This is a genomic window from Blastococcus saxobsidens DD2 (genome assembly GCF_000284015.1).
GTDB lineage: Bacteria > Actinomycetota > Actinomycetes > Mycobacteriales > Geodermatophilaceae > Blastococcus > Blastococcus saxobsidens_A.
Window position 1 is genome coordinate 3,031,165 of the sequence record NC_016943.1, and the last position, 13,353, is coordinate 3,044,517.

12 protein-coding genes are annotated in these 13,353 nt (G+C 71.7%); all 12 read right to left on the minus strand.

Translation table 11 applies throughout. The features are described from left to right. Positions 1 to 75: 75 nt before the first annotated feature. The 12 genes from BLASA_RS14375 to BLASA_RS25125 are packed head-to-tail and all read right to left on the minus strand — an operon-like array spanning position 76 to position 13,351. Positions 76 to 2,619, minus strand: a complete 2,544-nt coding sequence (locus BLASA_RS14375; RefSeq protein ID WP_014376907.1) for a putative baseplate assembly protein — start codon at positions 2,617 to 2,619, stop codon at positions 76 to 78. Beyond that, on the minus strand, positions 2,619 to 2,981 hold the full coding sequence (locus tag BLASA_RS14380) for a GPW/gp25 family protein (RefSeq protein WP_014376908.1): 363 nt from the start codon (positions 2,979 to 2,981) through the stop codon (positions 2,619 to 2,621). Before BLASA_RS14380 ends, BLASA_RS14375 begins: the two co-directional genes overlap by 1 nt. A 9-nt stretch (positions 2,982 to 2,990) precedes the next feature. Continuing rightward, positions 2,991 to 3,311 (minus strand): hypothetical protein, encoded by a 321-nt coding sequence (locus BLASA_RS14385; RefSeq protein WP_014376909.1) that lies wholly within the window; start codon positions 3,309 to 3,311, stop codon positions 2,991 to 2,993. A 1-nt stretch (position 3,312) separates the two neighbouring features. Continuing rightward, entirely contained in the window at positions 3,313 to 3,870 is a 558-nt protein-coding gene (locus BLASA_RS14390; RefSeq protein ID WP_197536224.1) for a phage baseplate assembly protein V, read from the minus strand. Positions 3,871 to 3,878: 8 nt separating this feature from the next. Next, the gene (locus BLASA_RS14395) at positions 3,879 to 5,006 is read right to left on the minus strand and encodes a hypothetical protein (protein ID WP_014376911.1); all 1,128 of its coding nucleotides are present in this window, start codon (positions 5,004 to 5,006) and stop codon (positions 3,879 to 3,881) included. Then, positions 5,003 to 5,377 (minus strand): hypothetical protein, encoded by a 375-nt coding sequence (locus BLASA_RS14400; protein ID WP_014376912.1) that lies wholly within the window; start codon positions 5,375 to 5,377, stop codon positions 5,003 to 5,005. Before BLASA_RS14400 ends, BLASA_RS14395 begins: the two co-directional genes overlap by 4 nt. Then, the gene (locus BLASA_RS14405) at positions 5,374 to 5,997 is read right to left on the minus strand and encodes a hypothetical protein (protein WP_014376913.1); all 624 of its coding nucleotides are present in this window, start codon (positions 5,995 to 5,997) and stop codon (positions 5,374 to 5,376) included. The genes BLASA_RS14400 and BLASA_RS14405 overlap by 4 nt, the downstream gene beginning before the upstream one ends. Beyond that, entirely contained in the window at positions 5,991 to 6,221 is a 231-nt protein-coding gene (locus BLASA_RS14410) for a hypothetical protein (RefSeq protein ID WP_014376914.1), read from the minus strand. Before BLASA_RS14410 ends, BLASA_RS14405 begins: the two co-directional genes overlap by 7 nt. Beyond that, positions 6,218 to 9,829, minus strand: a complete 3,612-nt coding sequence (locus BLASA_RS23560; RefSeq protein ID WP_014376915.1) for a DUF4157 domain-containing protein — start codon at positions 9,827 to 9,829, stop codon at positions 6,218 to 6,220. The genes BLASA_RS14410 and BLASA_RS23560 overlap by 4 nt, the downstream gene beginning before the upstream one ends. Beyond that, positions 9,826 to 11,718: an ATP-binding protein gene (locus tag BLASA_RS14420; RefSeq protein ID WP_014376916.1), complete on the minus strand. Its 1,893-nt coding sequence runs from the start codon at positions 11,716 to 11,718 to the stop codon at positions 9,826 to 9,828. Before BLASA_RS14420 ends, BLASA_RS23560 begins: the two co-directional genes overlap by 4 nt. After that, entirely contained in the window at positions 11,715 to 12,971 is a 1,257-nt protein-coding gene (locus tag BLASA_RS14425) for a DUF4255 domain-containing protein (protein WP_014376917.1), read from the minus strand. The genes BLASA_RS14420 and BLASA_RS14425 overlap by 4 nt, the downstream gene beginning before the upstream one ends. Next, the gene (locus BLASA_RS25125; protein WP_014376918.1) at positions 12,968 to 13,351 is read right to left on the minus strand and encodes a hypothetical protein; all 384 of its coding nucleotides are present in this window, start codon (positions 13,349 to 13,351) and stop codon (positions 12,968 to 12,970) included. Before BLASA_RS25125 ends, BLASA_RS14425 begins: the two co-directional genes overlap by 4 nt. Positions 13,352 to 13,353: the final 2 nt, after the last annotated feature.

Here is a 13,353-nt window from a genome sequence, read left to right on the forward strand (position 1 = left end):
GACCGGCTCGTCCCGCATCCACACGCACCACCGCATCCACACCCGCCCACCGCACGTCCTCCTCTCGCTCGCTCATCACGTGCCGCCGTGCAGGACCAGCCGGAGCACCCCGTGCTCGGGGAAGTCCGGATCGTTCTCCAGCCGGGCCACCTCGAGCCGCCCCATCAGCAGGCGTCCGTCCTGCAGGCCCAGGGGCGATGGCGAGCCGAGTCGCCCGAAGACCCTGGCCCGCACCGACTCCACGCCGGGAACGGCGCTCGCGGCCGCCAGCACCGGGGAGAGGTGCACCGGTTGGCCGAACGTGAAGGAGTCGGGGTGGAACAGACCGCGGCTGCCGTCACCGGCCTCGACCGCGGAGAACCGGGCGCCGAGGCGGCGGCGGACGTCGGCGCGGAAGTACTCCGGCGCCACGCACACCTCGAGCTCCAGCTCCAGGGCGACGAACCTCGGGCCGTCCACCTCCAGGTCGTGACCGGCGGCACGGAACGGCTCGACGTGCTCCCGCAGCCGCTTCTCCAGCGCAGCGTCCAGGACCGTCTCCCCGGCGGGGTCGACGGTCAGGAAGACCGTGTGCCAGCTGCCGGTCCAGCGCATCTCGGCCGCGGCCCGCTGCACGCCGGGCATCGCGACCGCCACCCGTTCGTAGTCGGCCGGGGTGACCGCGCGCTGCTGGGTGCGGAAGGCCTCCGGAGCCCGGCGGCGTACCTGTGCGATCGTCTCGGGAGCGGTGCCGCCGTACGCCGGGAGCGGGTTGCGCACCCCCGCCACGCGGGCATCGAGGGTGACCACGTGGCCGACGGCGTCGGTCCCCACGTTCCCCTCCACGCCGTTGCCGACCCGGTACGTCCCGGAGAACGCCTCCGCCACCCGGGGCGGACGTCCGTGGCCGTGGGCGCCGAACCGCAGGTGGCACGACCCGTCGGCCTCGACCTCGGCCACCAGGTGGGGGTCCTCCGCCCCGGAGTCGAGCAGGTCCGGGACGGCCGTCCACTCGGTGCTGTCGGCCTCCAGCGTGCTGGTGGGCGTCAGCTCGGGTCGCGTGGTGGCCGGGTCGCTGCGAACCGCCGCGGCGGCCGGCGCATCCGGGTCGAACCGCAGCCGCTGCCGCTCGCCGTCGTCGCGGCGGACCGACGTGGTGGCGGCCTGGGTGAGCGGCCCCTCGGCCAGCTCCGGCCGGTACCTGCCGGTCGTCACCTGCCCCAGCCGCTCGGTGACCGTGCGACCGTGGTCGGCCAGCACCATGTTGCCCCAGGCCTCGCTGCCGCTCGAGACCGCCGGCCGACCCGCGGCGATGTCGCCGGAGGAGGTGACGCACAGACTGAACGGCAACGCGTCCTCCGCCGCCCAGGCCACCCGGGTGACCCTCGTGCCGGTGAGCGGATCCGTGATCGGCGCCCCGCCGTCGAACGCCTCGGCCTCGACCACCCTGACCGGGTGCCGCAGCGTCGGGTCGGCGTCCGCCTCCAGGCCGGTGACGGCGCTGCGGGTCTGGGCCAGCACCAGCACGTCGCCCGGTTCCAGGTCCGGGAAATGGCCCGCCAGGGCCGCCTCGCGGGTCCCGGTGGCCAGGGCGAACTCCGGCAGTCCCCAGTCGTACAGGCCCATCGCGTCGTGGGCGGCGAAGAGCCGCAACGGCGGTGCGGGCACTGCCCGGTCGAGGCTGGCGACCATCGGCTCGAACCACTGGGCCCCGGACGAGAACGCCACCGTCTCCTCCCGGGAGCCCGGGGTGATCCGGTCCGGAAGACCCGGCACCCGGGTGAGGAAGGTGAGTTCGGAGGGAGCAGGCGACAGGTCGGCCGTGACGCGCACCTGCACCCAGGTGCGGGCGTTGCACCCGTCGTGCATGGCGTAGTCGACCAGCCGGGCGTGCCGGCGCACCGAGCGCCGCAACCGGGCGGTCGCCAGATAGGCCTCGGTCGCGACCGCGTCCTGCTGGTAGCTGAGCCGGTCGCCGGTCCAGGCGAAGAGCTCGACCAACGTCACCGCGAGGTCGGCCGGGCTGCGGTCCCCCCACTCCGGGCTCAGCAGGGAGACCCTGTCCAGCATCAGGCGCCGGAAGGTGGAGTAGTCCTTGGCCAGCCGGTCCAGTCCGGGCTCCGGTTGGTGGGTACCGACGCAGACGTGGCCGAGACGACAGTCCAGGTCGGTGGGGCAGTCGACCGTGAAGGAGAAATCGATCCCGTGCAGCAGCGGGTCGAAGCCCACCGGTGGGCGTCGGTCGACGGCCGAACGGACGAGGTCGAGGCGGTAACGGGAGGTGTCGCCCGAGGAGGTGGCGCGCACGGTCACGCGGTCGGTCCCGATGGACAGCACCGCAACCATCGGGGCCGGGATCCGCTGTCCGCCGCTGATGCTGATCCCGGAGGCCGTCAGTGCCGCCTGGTGTGTGGCGGTGAGCGGGTTGACGAAGTGGAGGACGAGCTTGCGCTGCCACAGCAGCTGGTCGCGGTGCGGCCCGGCGGGCAGAGCGGCGTAGGTCGCCTGCTCGTCGGCAGGGAGCTCGCCGGGGACCAGGTCGGCCACCTCCAGCCAGTCCATCGCGTTGAGCTGCGGATGGCCGGTCACCGCAGCACGCCTGGCCTCGGCGTCGGCGCACCTGAAGAGCAGCGGGTCCATCAGCCTGTCCCTCGGCGCTCGAAGATCTCGGTGTGGGTCTCGCCGGTGCGGTTCTCCTGGAACGTGACCTGGATCCTCGACGTGGAGTCGTGGGAGGTCACCTCGACCTGCTCCACCTGGATCAGGTCCCCGAGCCACTGCTGGAGTGCGGAGCGGACCAGGAACTCGGTGGTGGCCGACAGCTCGTCGCCCAGACCGTCGAAGGGCAGCTGACCCAGGCCCGAACCGAACGTGGGCCGGTTGAGCCGCTCGCCCGGCCGGGTCATCAGGACCTGCTCGACCAGACCGCGCAGCCACACCGCGTGGGAGGCGCTCGCGGTGCGGCGCCGGCCGTCGAACCGGTAGGGATGCTCCAGGTGCACGGTGGTCTCCTAGGTCGCGATCACGCGGGTCTGGGCGGAGACCGGCAGCAGGGGCGTACCGGTGGGGACACAGGTCGAGCTGCTCGTCTGCAGGACGACGGGTTGGCCCAGGACCATCACCCGGGTCGCCCCGACCGTCCACTGCCCGGTGGCGCACGGGCCGTTGCCGCCGGTGGGCACGAACGGACAGCCGGCGACCGTCCAGGGTGCCGGGAGCGTCGCCACGGGCATCCCCGAGACGGTGACCCGGGCCATCGGCGCGGACGGCGTGGCTTGGCCGCCGTGGGTGCAGGTCACCACGGCTCCGCTGTGCAGGATCGGCCCGGGCATCTCACACCACCGTCAGCGCGCCGTTGTTGACCGTCACGGTCGGCCCGGTCATCACGATGGAGGCGCCCTTGCCGTTCTGGATGTAGATGCCGGTGTCGTTGACGATCAGGGTGGCGCCGGTGGCGCTCTTGAGCATGATCCCGCCGGTGGGGCCCGGCAGGTCGGAGATGGCGAGGGTCTGCTGGCCGGCGGTCTGCAGCACGATGCTGGGGGATACCGGGAGCCCGGCCTTGGCCAGGGTCGGCGGGTCCGCCGGGGTGCCCCACCGGCAGCCGGTCCAGATCGGGCGCGACGGGTCACCGGCCTCGAACTCGACCCACACCCCCGCCCCCGTCGGCGGCACGAACCAGGCGCCCATCGGCGTACCGGTGGGGCCGGCGAGCGGCACGCACGCCTCGGCCCAGCTCGACGGCACCAGGCCGAGCACGTCGGGCACGGCGACCAGGAGCCGCCCCAGGCCCTTGGGGTCGATGTTGTTGACCACCGTTCCGCGGTACTTGCCGTACCAGGTCCTGGTCCCGGCCGGATTCGACGTGCTGGGCGTCATCTGGGCTGTCATGTCGCTCCTCAACCGACCGGCACCACGGGGGTCGGCGAGATCAGCCCGTCCCGCGAGAGCGTGAAGGACTGCTTGTAGGAACTCGGGGTGAGCTCGTGGGTGACGGTGTTGACGTAGTAGAGGCCGTCGTAGGCCAGGCCGGCACCGCGTACGCCGACCAGCTGGCGGGCGCGCAGGGGCCGGCCGTAGGTGGCGACGTCGAGGGTGCCGTTGGCGGTGATCGCGTCCGAGGAGCGCATCAGGTCGCCGAGGATCCGCTTGGCGGCCTCGGCGGGCTCGAGGTGGCCACCCTGAGCGAACTCCACCCGGGCCGGCGGCGTCGGGCGCAGCCCCAGCGGCGGGCGGACCACGCTGATGTCGGGCACCGGGATCGGCACCGGCACCTTGTGGGTGATCGGGTCGAAGATCGTGTAGACGGTGACCTTTTTGGCCCTGCCGTCCAGCGAGATCGAGAGCGAGTCGACGTTGGTGGCCTCGTCCAGGTCGACGCTGAGCGCGGGTTGTGGGATCGGGACCCGGACGTCGGGGCCGAAGTAGGCGATGCTCGTGCCGGGCATCGGTCCGGGTTCGAGGTAGAAGACGTAGCCGCAGCGCTCGGCGTGCTGGCGGATGTAGTCCAGGTCGGTGCCGGTGTGGGTGTCGAAGCCGTCGAGCGGGTTGCGCAGCGCGCTCACGATCGGCGGGATCACCACGGGTGCGATGCCGAGGACGGCGTACTTGGCGAGGATCGCGTAGAGCTGGGCGACCTCGGGCATCGCCGGGTAGCGCATGAACGGCATCTCGACCAGGTCCATCAGCACCGAGAGGTCCTCGCCGATGATGCTCAGCGTCGATCCGCCCGGGGTGTTGGAGGGAGTGACCTCGTGGTGGGTGACCACCCCGTCCACCAGCACGTGCGGGAGTCCCCGGATCGTGACCACGATGACGACCCGGGTGACGATCGGGTCCAGGTAGCCGGCCGGCAGCAGGATTCGGGTGAGGTCGGAGGTGCGCCCTGCCTCCATCACGATCTGGAAGCCGGTCAGGGCGGCACCGGTGCTCACGCGTACCGAGACGACGGACTCCATCACGCTGCGAAGGGCCGGCAGCGGGACACCGGGGCCGATCAGCAGGGTGAGGTCCGCGGACTCGATCACGACCCACCTCCGGGCAGTCCGGGCGGCAGGGTGATCCGCAGCCGCCGGCCGGGCCGGGCGGTCAGCTCGTCGGGGTCCAGGCACAGGTTGGCGTCGCAGATCCGCCAGGAGAGCTCGGGGTCGGAGAACACCGCCGCGGCGACGAGGTCGAGTCGGTCGGTGGGCTCGACCTCGTGCTCCCCCACCTGGACCAGCGCGTCCGGGTCGGGCAGGAAACGTCGGCGCAGGTAGCGCACCGGGTTGCCGTCGTCGTCGAGCGTGGTCGCCAGCGGGGTGGCGTGGTAGCGACTGTTGGGACCGAACGGTGAGACGGTCGCCCCTGCCTGGGAGAGCATCGCGGCGAGCTGCTGACGTGCCTGGTCGTCGTTCACGGGATGGCTCCGATCCCGAGTGAGGCGAGCGCGGCGTCCGATACCTTGCGCGACAGCGACGCCTTCGTCCCGAGGTAGGTGAGGTAGATGCCGCCGCCGCGCTGGTCGTAGCCGAGGTCGCCCGCGGTCAGCACGCGCATCCCGACGGTGACCTTGGCCCGCACCGGGTTGAGCCGGGCGTCGAACGCCTCCTCGGTGACCGCGAGCTCGCTCAGCTGGACCGGCAGGATCCGCTTGGCACTCCAGACGAAGAGGGTCAGCGGGCCCTGCGCCGAGATGATCTCGATCGCACCGGCCGACGCCAGCGCGTCGCGGCGACGCAGCTCACCCAGGCTCGGGTGGACCAGCTGCTCGAGCGCGGCCAGCATCGGGTGCACCCCGAGCTCGGCGCCTGCGCCCTTCTCCATCGCGTCGGTGGCGTCGAGCTCGACCTCGATCCTCAGCGTCTCGGTCGGAGGCTTGCCGATCCGCAATGCCTCAGGGCCACCGTCTGTCCCGGAGAGCTTGAGCGTGCGCGCCATGGAGTCGGGGTTGTACTGCAGCATCACCACCCGGCGCACGGCGCCGCTGCCGGCGTCGACCTCCACCAGGCCGCCCTTGACCAGTCGCGGGCTCAGCACGGCGGCACCGCCCCTCGGATCTCGTGCGAGACGTCTCGGACGACCTGGCGGGCGACCACCTGCGCGACGGTCGGGATGACCTCACCTGCTCCGTGGTCGGCCAGCTCGTCCGACTGCCACAGGGCGCTTTCCAGCGCGCGGCGTACGGCGGCCTCGTCCGGGTGCGCGTCTGCTCCGAGGTCCAGGGCCAGGGACTCGACGTACACTTCCACGTGGGTCGTCATGGCCGCTCCCCGTCACGGCCGCCCCAGTTGGCGACCTTCGTCGCGGTGCCCTGCACCGTGAACCACTTGCCGACGAGGTTCCAGAGTGCACCGCGCTTCACCGTGCGGCGGTCGGAGGCCAGGTACATCACCGTGTAGTCGCGGTACCACCGGCCCAGGAAGGCGTACCGGTTCTTCTCGCGGTCCAACGGCCAGAGGTTGTCGAACTTGTTGGTCCCGCCGAAGCCCAGGTCCTGGACGTGGTCGATGTCGCTGTCCTGGAGCCTGGTGACGCCCACCTGGTCCAGGGCAGCCCGCATCTGCTTGGGCGGGTTGGCCTCCCGTCTCGACTTCGTCCGCTGCACCAGACTGCCCTTGCGGATCAGGTGCTCGTCCTCGATGCCGACGGTGACCACGGTCCCGGTCGGGAGCGTGACCGGGTGGCGGGCCGACGCGGCTGCCGGGAAGGGCACCTTGACGCCGGGATTGGGCAGCCTCAACCCGCCGGCGCTGCCGCGGTACCAGCCCTCGTCCTTGTACCACCAGAGCGGAATCGGATCCTTCCGCTGACCGGTGTGGAGGCCGACCGGGTCGTCGACGACCGTGATGGCGCGCTTGCCCATCCTGCCCATCGTCCCGGTGATCTGTACGCCGCGGTGGCCACCCCGGCGGCCCTCCTCCGCGAAGTACTCGGTGTCGAGCGAGGTGTAGCGGTAGGGCTCCTTGAACCTCTGGACCGCGGTGCGCACCCCGCCGAGGCCACGGCTGTCGTCAGACAGGCTCGGCACCCACGCCTCGATCGCCTTCTGCCCGGAGTCCCAGCGCTCCCGGTAGCCCATCAGCACGATTGCGGTCGCGGACGTACCGGCGGGCCTGCGTCGGAGCTCCACCCGCCACGCGCCACGATCCGGCACGGCGGTGACCCTCGTGCGTCCGACCACCGTGGAGTGCCGCTTGGCGATCGCCCTGCCCGCGGTCCGGAGGGCGATCCTGGTGATGCCATCGGGGTTGCGGCCGGGCAGCTGACCGACCTTGCGCTCGACCTCCATCCACTCCAGCGAGGTCGGGTCGGTCTTCTTGGTGTCGTCGTCCTTCTGCTTCGCGGGGTCGTCGTCGTCCTTCTTCCGGGCCGGGTCGTCGTCCTTCTCGTCGCCATCCTTCTTCTTGGCCGGGTCGTCGTCCTTCTCGTCGTCATCCTTCTTCTTCCGGGCCGGGTCGTCGTCCTCGTCCTTGTCGCCCTTCCGCTTCTTCTTGCTGGTTGAGTTCGGCTCGTCGGGTTCGTCCGGCTTCTTCGTCTTCCTCGACTTCTTCGGGGTCGTGGGCTTGGCTGCCTTCGGCTTCCGCCTCGCCCCGGCGAGCTTCTCCCTGGTCGCCTTCGCCCCGGGCGGTGCGTACTTCTTCCCGCCGCCACCCGCACGTCCGGCCGCACCGGCGATGACGTTGACCAGCCGCTCGGAGAGGGTCTGCCCCCGGGTGAGCTGCTGCAGCCGCCCGCCGACCATGCGGGCGAGATAGCCCACGAACGGGTAGAGCAGCGTCCCGACCAGCACGGACTTGTAGGTGAGCAGCTTCACCGCTTCCAGGTCGCGGCCACTGGCCCGGTACCGGGCCATCAGTGCGTCCAGCTCGCGTACGCCCTTCGGAATGTCGAAGAGGATCTGGCGCAGGGCGTCCTCGTCCTCGATGGCGTCCTTGGGGATGTCGAAGTTCTCCAGCAGCGCACCGAGCCCGGTGCCGGACTCCAGTTGGGCGAGCATCTTCTCGACCAGCTGGTCCTCCAGCTCGGTGACCTTGTCGGTGGCCGCCTCCAGCGCCTCGTCGGCCACGTTGGGGTCGTCGGCGAGCTCCGTGAGCTTCTCCAGCTCGGCCAGACCGCTGGTGAACTCGGTCTCGAAGGCCTTGTACGTCGTCCAGGTACTGGTGACCCGGGTCGCGATCACGTTGATCTGCTGGTACGTCGCGTAGACCGACTCGACCTTCTGCAGGAAGAGCCGCAGATCGTTGAGCCGGTTGAGCAGCATGACCCCGCGTCCCACGGCGGCGGCCGTGCCGACCGGTCCGAGCAGCATGCCGATCAGGTAGGAGGCGCCCAGCTCGGCGGCGAGCCAGGCGATCTCCTCGAGCACGTAGTCGCGGATGCCGGCGATGCTCTTGGTCAGGTCCTTGGCGGTGGCCTCGATCTCCGGGGACTTGGTGCTGGCCCCGGCGAGCAGGCCCTCCAGCATCATCATCTCCCGGAAGACCGGGAGCTTCTCCAGGTCGATGGGGTCGAGATCGGCGCCGTCCAGGGCTGCCTTCACCTCGGGGTGGGTCACTTTGTCCTTGATCGCGGCGAGGTTCTGCAGGCCGTCGTTGAGCGCCTTGACCTGCTCGGCGACCTGCACGTTGGTCTCCGCCGAGCTCTCCAGCGCGATCCGCACCTGGTCGGGCAGCGGACCGGCCTTCGCGTCGCCCATCAATTCCTGGTTGACCCGCAGCAGCTCACGGTCGCTCGGGCTGAGCGCGAGGTACTTGTCCATCTCGGCCGCGGTGTCTATCGGCGTCTCCGACTCCGCTGCAGCGTTCTGGAGGAACGTCACGACGTCGACTAGTTCGGCGGCGGTCATCTCCGCGAGCGTGGCGAGCTGCTCGGGGGTCATCGGGGTGCCCCCCACGTCGGGTAGGTCCTCGAGCCGTTCGAGGACCGCGTCGACCTTCCGCTTCTTCTCGGCGTCGGTCTCGACCGGAAGGATGGCGTCGGGGTCGCCGGTTTTGTCGCCGGCCTTGTCACCGGCCTTGTCACCGGCCTTGTCGCCGCTCTTGTCGCCGCTCTTGTCCGCACCCTCGCCACCGGGGCCGCTGCCCTTCTGGCTGCTGCCGGTCCCGGCCTTGTCGCCGGCTCCCACGCCCTTGCCCTTCGTGACCGGGGTGGTGGGGACGGGCGCTGCGCTCTTCGCGCCGCGCACCTCGAGGTCGTAGGTCGAGTCCGCGAGCTCGGTCCAGGCCGGTATCCCCTTCGGAGGGATGGCGGTGAAGTCGATCTCTGTGTCCGTCGGCACCCGTCCGCTCGGATCCCGCACGAGGTCCTTGCTGCTGTGCAGCTTGTGCTCGCCCCGATAGGTGCCGACGGGAATGATCGAGGAGTCCCTGTCCAGGATCAGGACGAAGGTGCGACCGTCTGTCAGGGTCACGTTGATCCTCCGCTTGGCTCGAAGGATCACGACCCTGCTGATGCCCACAGCCCCGGCGAGAGGCCGGCGCTGCACCGTGCCGGCCAGCGACGGCTCCCGCCGCTGCTGCACCACGTGGGCGAGCTCGTGGGCGAAGAGCTGCCGATCGGCGGTGCTCGAGAGCACCGGTCGGCGGGCGAAGGTGATGGTCTCGCCTCTCGTGAAGGCCTGTGCACTCTGCGCGTCTGCCGCTGCTCTTCCGTCCGATCCCGCGAGGATGCGCACCGAGGAGAAGTCGACGCCGAACCGCGGCTCGAAGTACGCCGCCTCCGCCTCGGTGAGCCCCCGTCCCGGGACGGCACGACCAGGACGCCGCTGCGGCGGCGCACCTCGGCGTACCCGGGACCGGTCGGGCTGCGCGGCGAGCACGGTGTCGGCGGTCTGGTCCGCTGCTGCTTCGTGCCGATCCGGGACCCTCATGACGCCTCCCACCCGGCCAGGTCGGCCGGCGAGAGGACCTGCCCGGACTTGGCGAGCTCGGCGCGGGCCGCCCAGGCGAGGTCGGCCATCGTGACCGGGCCGCCGCGGCCGGCCGCCCGGAACGCGGCGGCGCATGCGATGTTGCTGATCACCCCGCCGCTGACGGCCAGCGAGGCGAGCCGGGTCGGGTCGAGGTCGCGGGTCGGAGTCCTCGCCGGGAAAGCGCCCTCCCAGATCAGTCGTCGGTGCGCGGCGTCGGGGAACGGGAACTGCACGATGAACCCGAGCCGGCGCACGAACGCACGGTCGAGTGAGTCCCGGGCGTTGGTGGTCAGCACCGCGAGCCCTCGGTAGACCTCCATCCGCTGCAGCAGGTAGCTGACCTCGATGTTGGCGTACCGGTCGTGGCTGTCGCGCACCTCGCTACGGCGTCCGAACAGCGCGTCGGCCTCGTCGAAGAGCAGGATCGCGCCCTGCTGGTCCGCCCGGTCGAAGATGCGCCGCAGGTTCTTCTCCGTCTCCCCGATGTACTTGCTCACCACCGCGGACAGGTCGACGTGCAGGAGTTCGAGGTCGAGGTCGGCCGCTACCACCTCCGCCGCCATCGTCTTTCCGGTGCCGGGCTCGCCGGCGAAGAGCGCGGTGGAGCCGAGCCCTCGGGTGCTGCGCTCGGCGAAGCCCCAGTCCTCGTGCACCGTGCAGCGTGCGCGGACCTGGTCGACCATGGCGCGGAGCAGCTCGACCCGGTCGGGCGGCAGCACGAGGTCGCACCAGGTGGCGCGGGGTTCGATGCTGCGCATCAGGGAATCGAGAGCGGACGTACCCGACCGACGAAGCTGTCGTCGCAGGCTCCCGCCGTCCGCCAGCCGGGCGCACTCCTCGATCTCGCGGGCACTGAGCCGGTGGGTGGAGGCCAACAGGTCGACCTCGGGCTGCAGGTCCGCCTCGTCGGTCTCCTCCAGCGCGGTACGCCAGAGCTGGCGCTGCTCGGCGGCCTCGGGGCGGCGCACCTCGTGACGCACCACCCCGGGCACCGGCACGGGGTCCTGGCTGCTCAGGACCACCGGTCCGTCGAGCCGCTCCAGCAGCGACTGCACGGAAGCGGGCAGGGTCCGGTCGTCGAGCTCGACGACCAGCGCGCCGCCGGTCAGCAGCGCGCTCCGGGTCCAGACGCTGGCCAGGTGCGCGCGTTCGGCCGGATCTGCGGGGATGTCCGCCCCGCGCAAGAGGTGCGGCGCCAGGCCGAGCCGTGCACATGCCAGCCAGGCGACGTCGAGACGGCCGTGCTCGTCGTCACCGTGCACCCCGATCACCTGCCAGGCGCTCGTCGGGTCGCTCCACCGGCGGACCACCGACTCGGCCAGCTCGGCGTGCGAAGCGGCGACCAACGTCGCCGGCCGCAACGGATGGACCAGCGGGACCAGCCACGGGTCGAGGTCGTCGACCCCGAGCAGGTGGTGGAGCACCGACTCGGCCACGGACAACGGGGCACCGACCAGCCGCCCGGGACCGACCTCGACCAGCTGCCAGCGGCGCAGCGGTGACCCGGGAGCGAGCGCGGACCAGTGGGCTCCGGGCAGCACCCGGTGTGCCAGCGACCAGGTGACGGCGCCGCCGTTGCGGCCGAGTGCCACCGAGACGCCGTCGTGCAGCTCGGCACCCAGGCAGAGCGCGAGCAGACTCCGTTCGAAGCCGGTGAGGCGGAATGCGTCGGCCAGGGCGTCCAGCGTCGACCGGCCCTGGGCGAGCGGGGGTTCGTCGGGCAGCGCCTCCTCGGCCGAGGCGTCTCCGGACAACAGCGCCGCCAGGTGGCCGAGCTCGCTGTCGAGCAGCCGTTGGTTGGCCGTCGTCCAGTCCTGCTCCTGACGAGAGGTCGTCCCGGCGCTCACGAGATCACCACCTGCAGGGGCAGGAAGGCAGGTGGGATGGCGTTGCGGTCCACGACGATCGACTCCACGCCGTCCACCCGCAGCCGGGCCAGGTGGGTACCGACGGGGGCGTCGCGGACCACGAAGGTGAGCGAACCGGTGGTGGTCGCGTGCCCCTCCGCGGGCGTCTCGCGAGAGCCGAGGATCAGCGCCGCGGTCTGGTCGGGCTCGACCGGCGGTGCGCAGGTCACGGTGATGGTCGCGTCGCCCTGGCCGTCCCGGGTGACCGCCAGCGGGAACGCGGAGGTGATGGCGGGCGCGACCATCAGGGAGAGGCGGTTGGTCGTGCGGACCGGGTCACCGGCCTGGGCCTGCACCACCACGAGGACGTCGTACGTGCCGACAGCCAAGGTGCCCGGGACGGTGAAGGTGAGGTGCTGCCGGTCGGTGCCAGGACCGAGGTCGACCTCGTCGCCGCTCTGCCGCCGGATGCTGACCAGGCGAACGACGCGGCTGCTACCGGCGAGCAGCTCGCCGTCGGCGGTGACCGTGCCGGAAGCCACCGCGACCGGGTGGCCGCCGGCCGGTCGGAGCCCGGTCAGGATCGGATATCGCGGCGTCAGGCCGGAGGCCACGTCCACCCCGGCCTCTCGGTTGCCGGGCAGCCGCTCCCCGCGGGTCAGCACCGGGAGCGGCGAGCGCGCGGGAGTGGTGCCCTCGATCAGGACCACCGAGACGCGGTAGTAGAAGCTGGGCCGATACTTCGCCCCGAACGCCGCCCAGAGCCGGGACGCCTCCTCGGCGTTGAGCGCCTCCGGCGTGATCCGCAGTTGCTCGACCTGGGCCGACAGCCCGGCGCCCAGGGAGTCACCCAGCAGCGCGTCGAGCTCGCCGCGGGTCAGTACCGGGTGCTGGTGCAGGGCCTGCATCCCGTGGCCGAGCAGGTGCTCGGGTGCCAGTTGGCCGGGACCGTACGCGGAGAGGACGACGTGCAGGTCGATCGCGAGCGGCGGGTTGGCGGTGCGGTGGCCGAGCGCGTCGACCGAGGGCAGGTCGACGTTGCGCCATCCCTGGTTCAGCGAGACCCGGTGCACGAAGAGGTTCAGACCGGTCAGGGCGCCCGATCCGCTCAGCGCGTGCTGGTCGGGCGGCTTCGCGGTGACCGTGGCGTGCACACCGTTCAGCGAGCTGTCCACGTCGGCCTCGGCGAGCCACTCCTCCAGCAGCTTGCGCATCGCCTCGGTGGTGCCCGCCACCGCCGTCCCGGTGCTCATGACCGGCCGCGGTTCGGTCGCGCGAGGTAGTCCTCCAGACTGAGCCGCGGCTGGTGCGCGGTACGCCGCTCGGGCGCGACGTCGGAGAGGGTGGGCGTCGGCGTCCGGACCTCGATGCGGGCGATCCGGACCGAGACGGTGATCTGCTGCTCCGCCGGCTCAACAGGTCGCTCCGGTGGCCTCGTCCCGAACGCCTGGTCGACCTGTGCACCCGCGACCACCTGCTCACCCGACGGCGCGGCGTGGTCGTGGTGCACGGCGACCATCGGCTCGGGCAGCGACGCCGGCTCCTCGCGGTTCTGATGGCTGTCGTCGACGGGCCGCCGCGGAGCCCGGGGCGCCTCCCCGACGTCGGCGTCCGCCTCGTGGGGTGGGACCAACG

Excerpts from the sequence above, each read along its gene's own strand:
- BLASA_RS14385 (WP_014376909.1), bottom strand. The coding sequence starts at position 3,311 with ATGCCCGGGCCGATCCTGCACAGCGGAGCCGTGGTGACCTGCACCCAC.
- BLASA_RS14390 (WP_197536224.1), bottom strand. The coding sequence starts at position 3,870 with ATGACAGCCCAGATGACGCCCAGCACGTCGAATCCGGCCGGGACCAGG.
- BLASA_RS23560 (WP_014376915.1), bottom strand. The coding sequence starts at position 9,829 with ATGAGGGTCCCGGATCGGCACGAAGCAGCAGCGGACCAGACCGCCGAC.
- BLASA_RS14375 (WP_014376907.1), bottom strand. The coding sequence starts at position 2,619 with ATGGACCCGCTGCTCTTCAGGTGCGCCGACGCCGAGGCCAGGCGTGCT.
- BLASA_RS14425 (WP_014376917.1), bottom strand. The coding sequence starts at position 12,971 with ATGAGCACCGGGACGGCGGTGGCGGGCACCACCGAGGCGATGCGCAAG.
- BLASA_RS14410 (WP_014376914.1), bottom strand. The coding sequence starts at position 6,221 with ATGACGACCCACGTGGAAGTGTACGTCGAGTCCCTGGCCCTGGACCTC.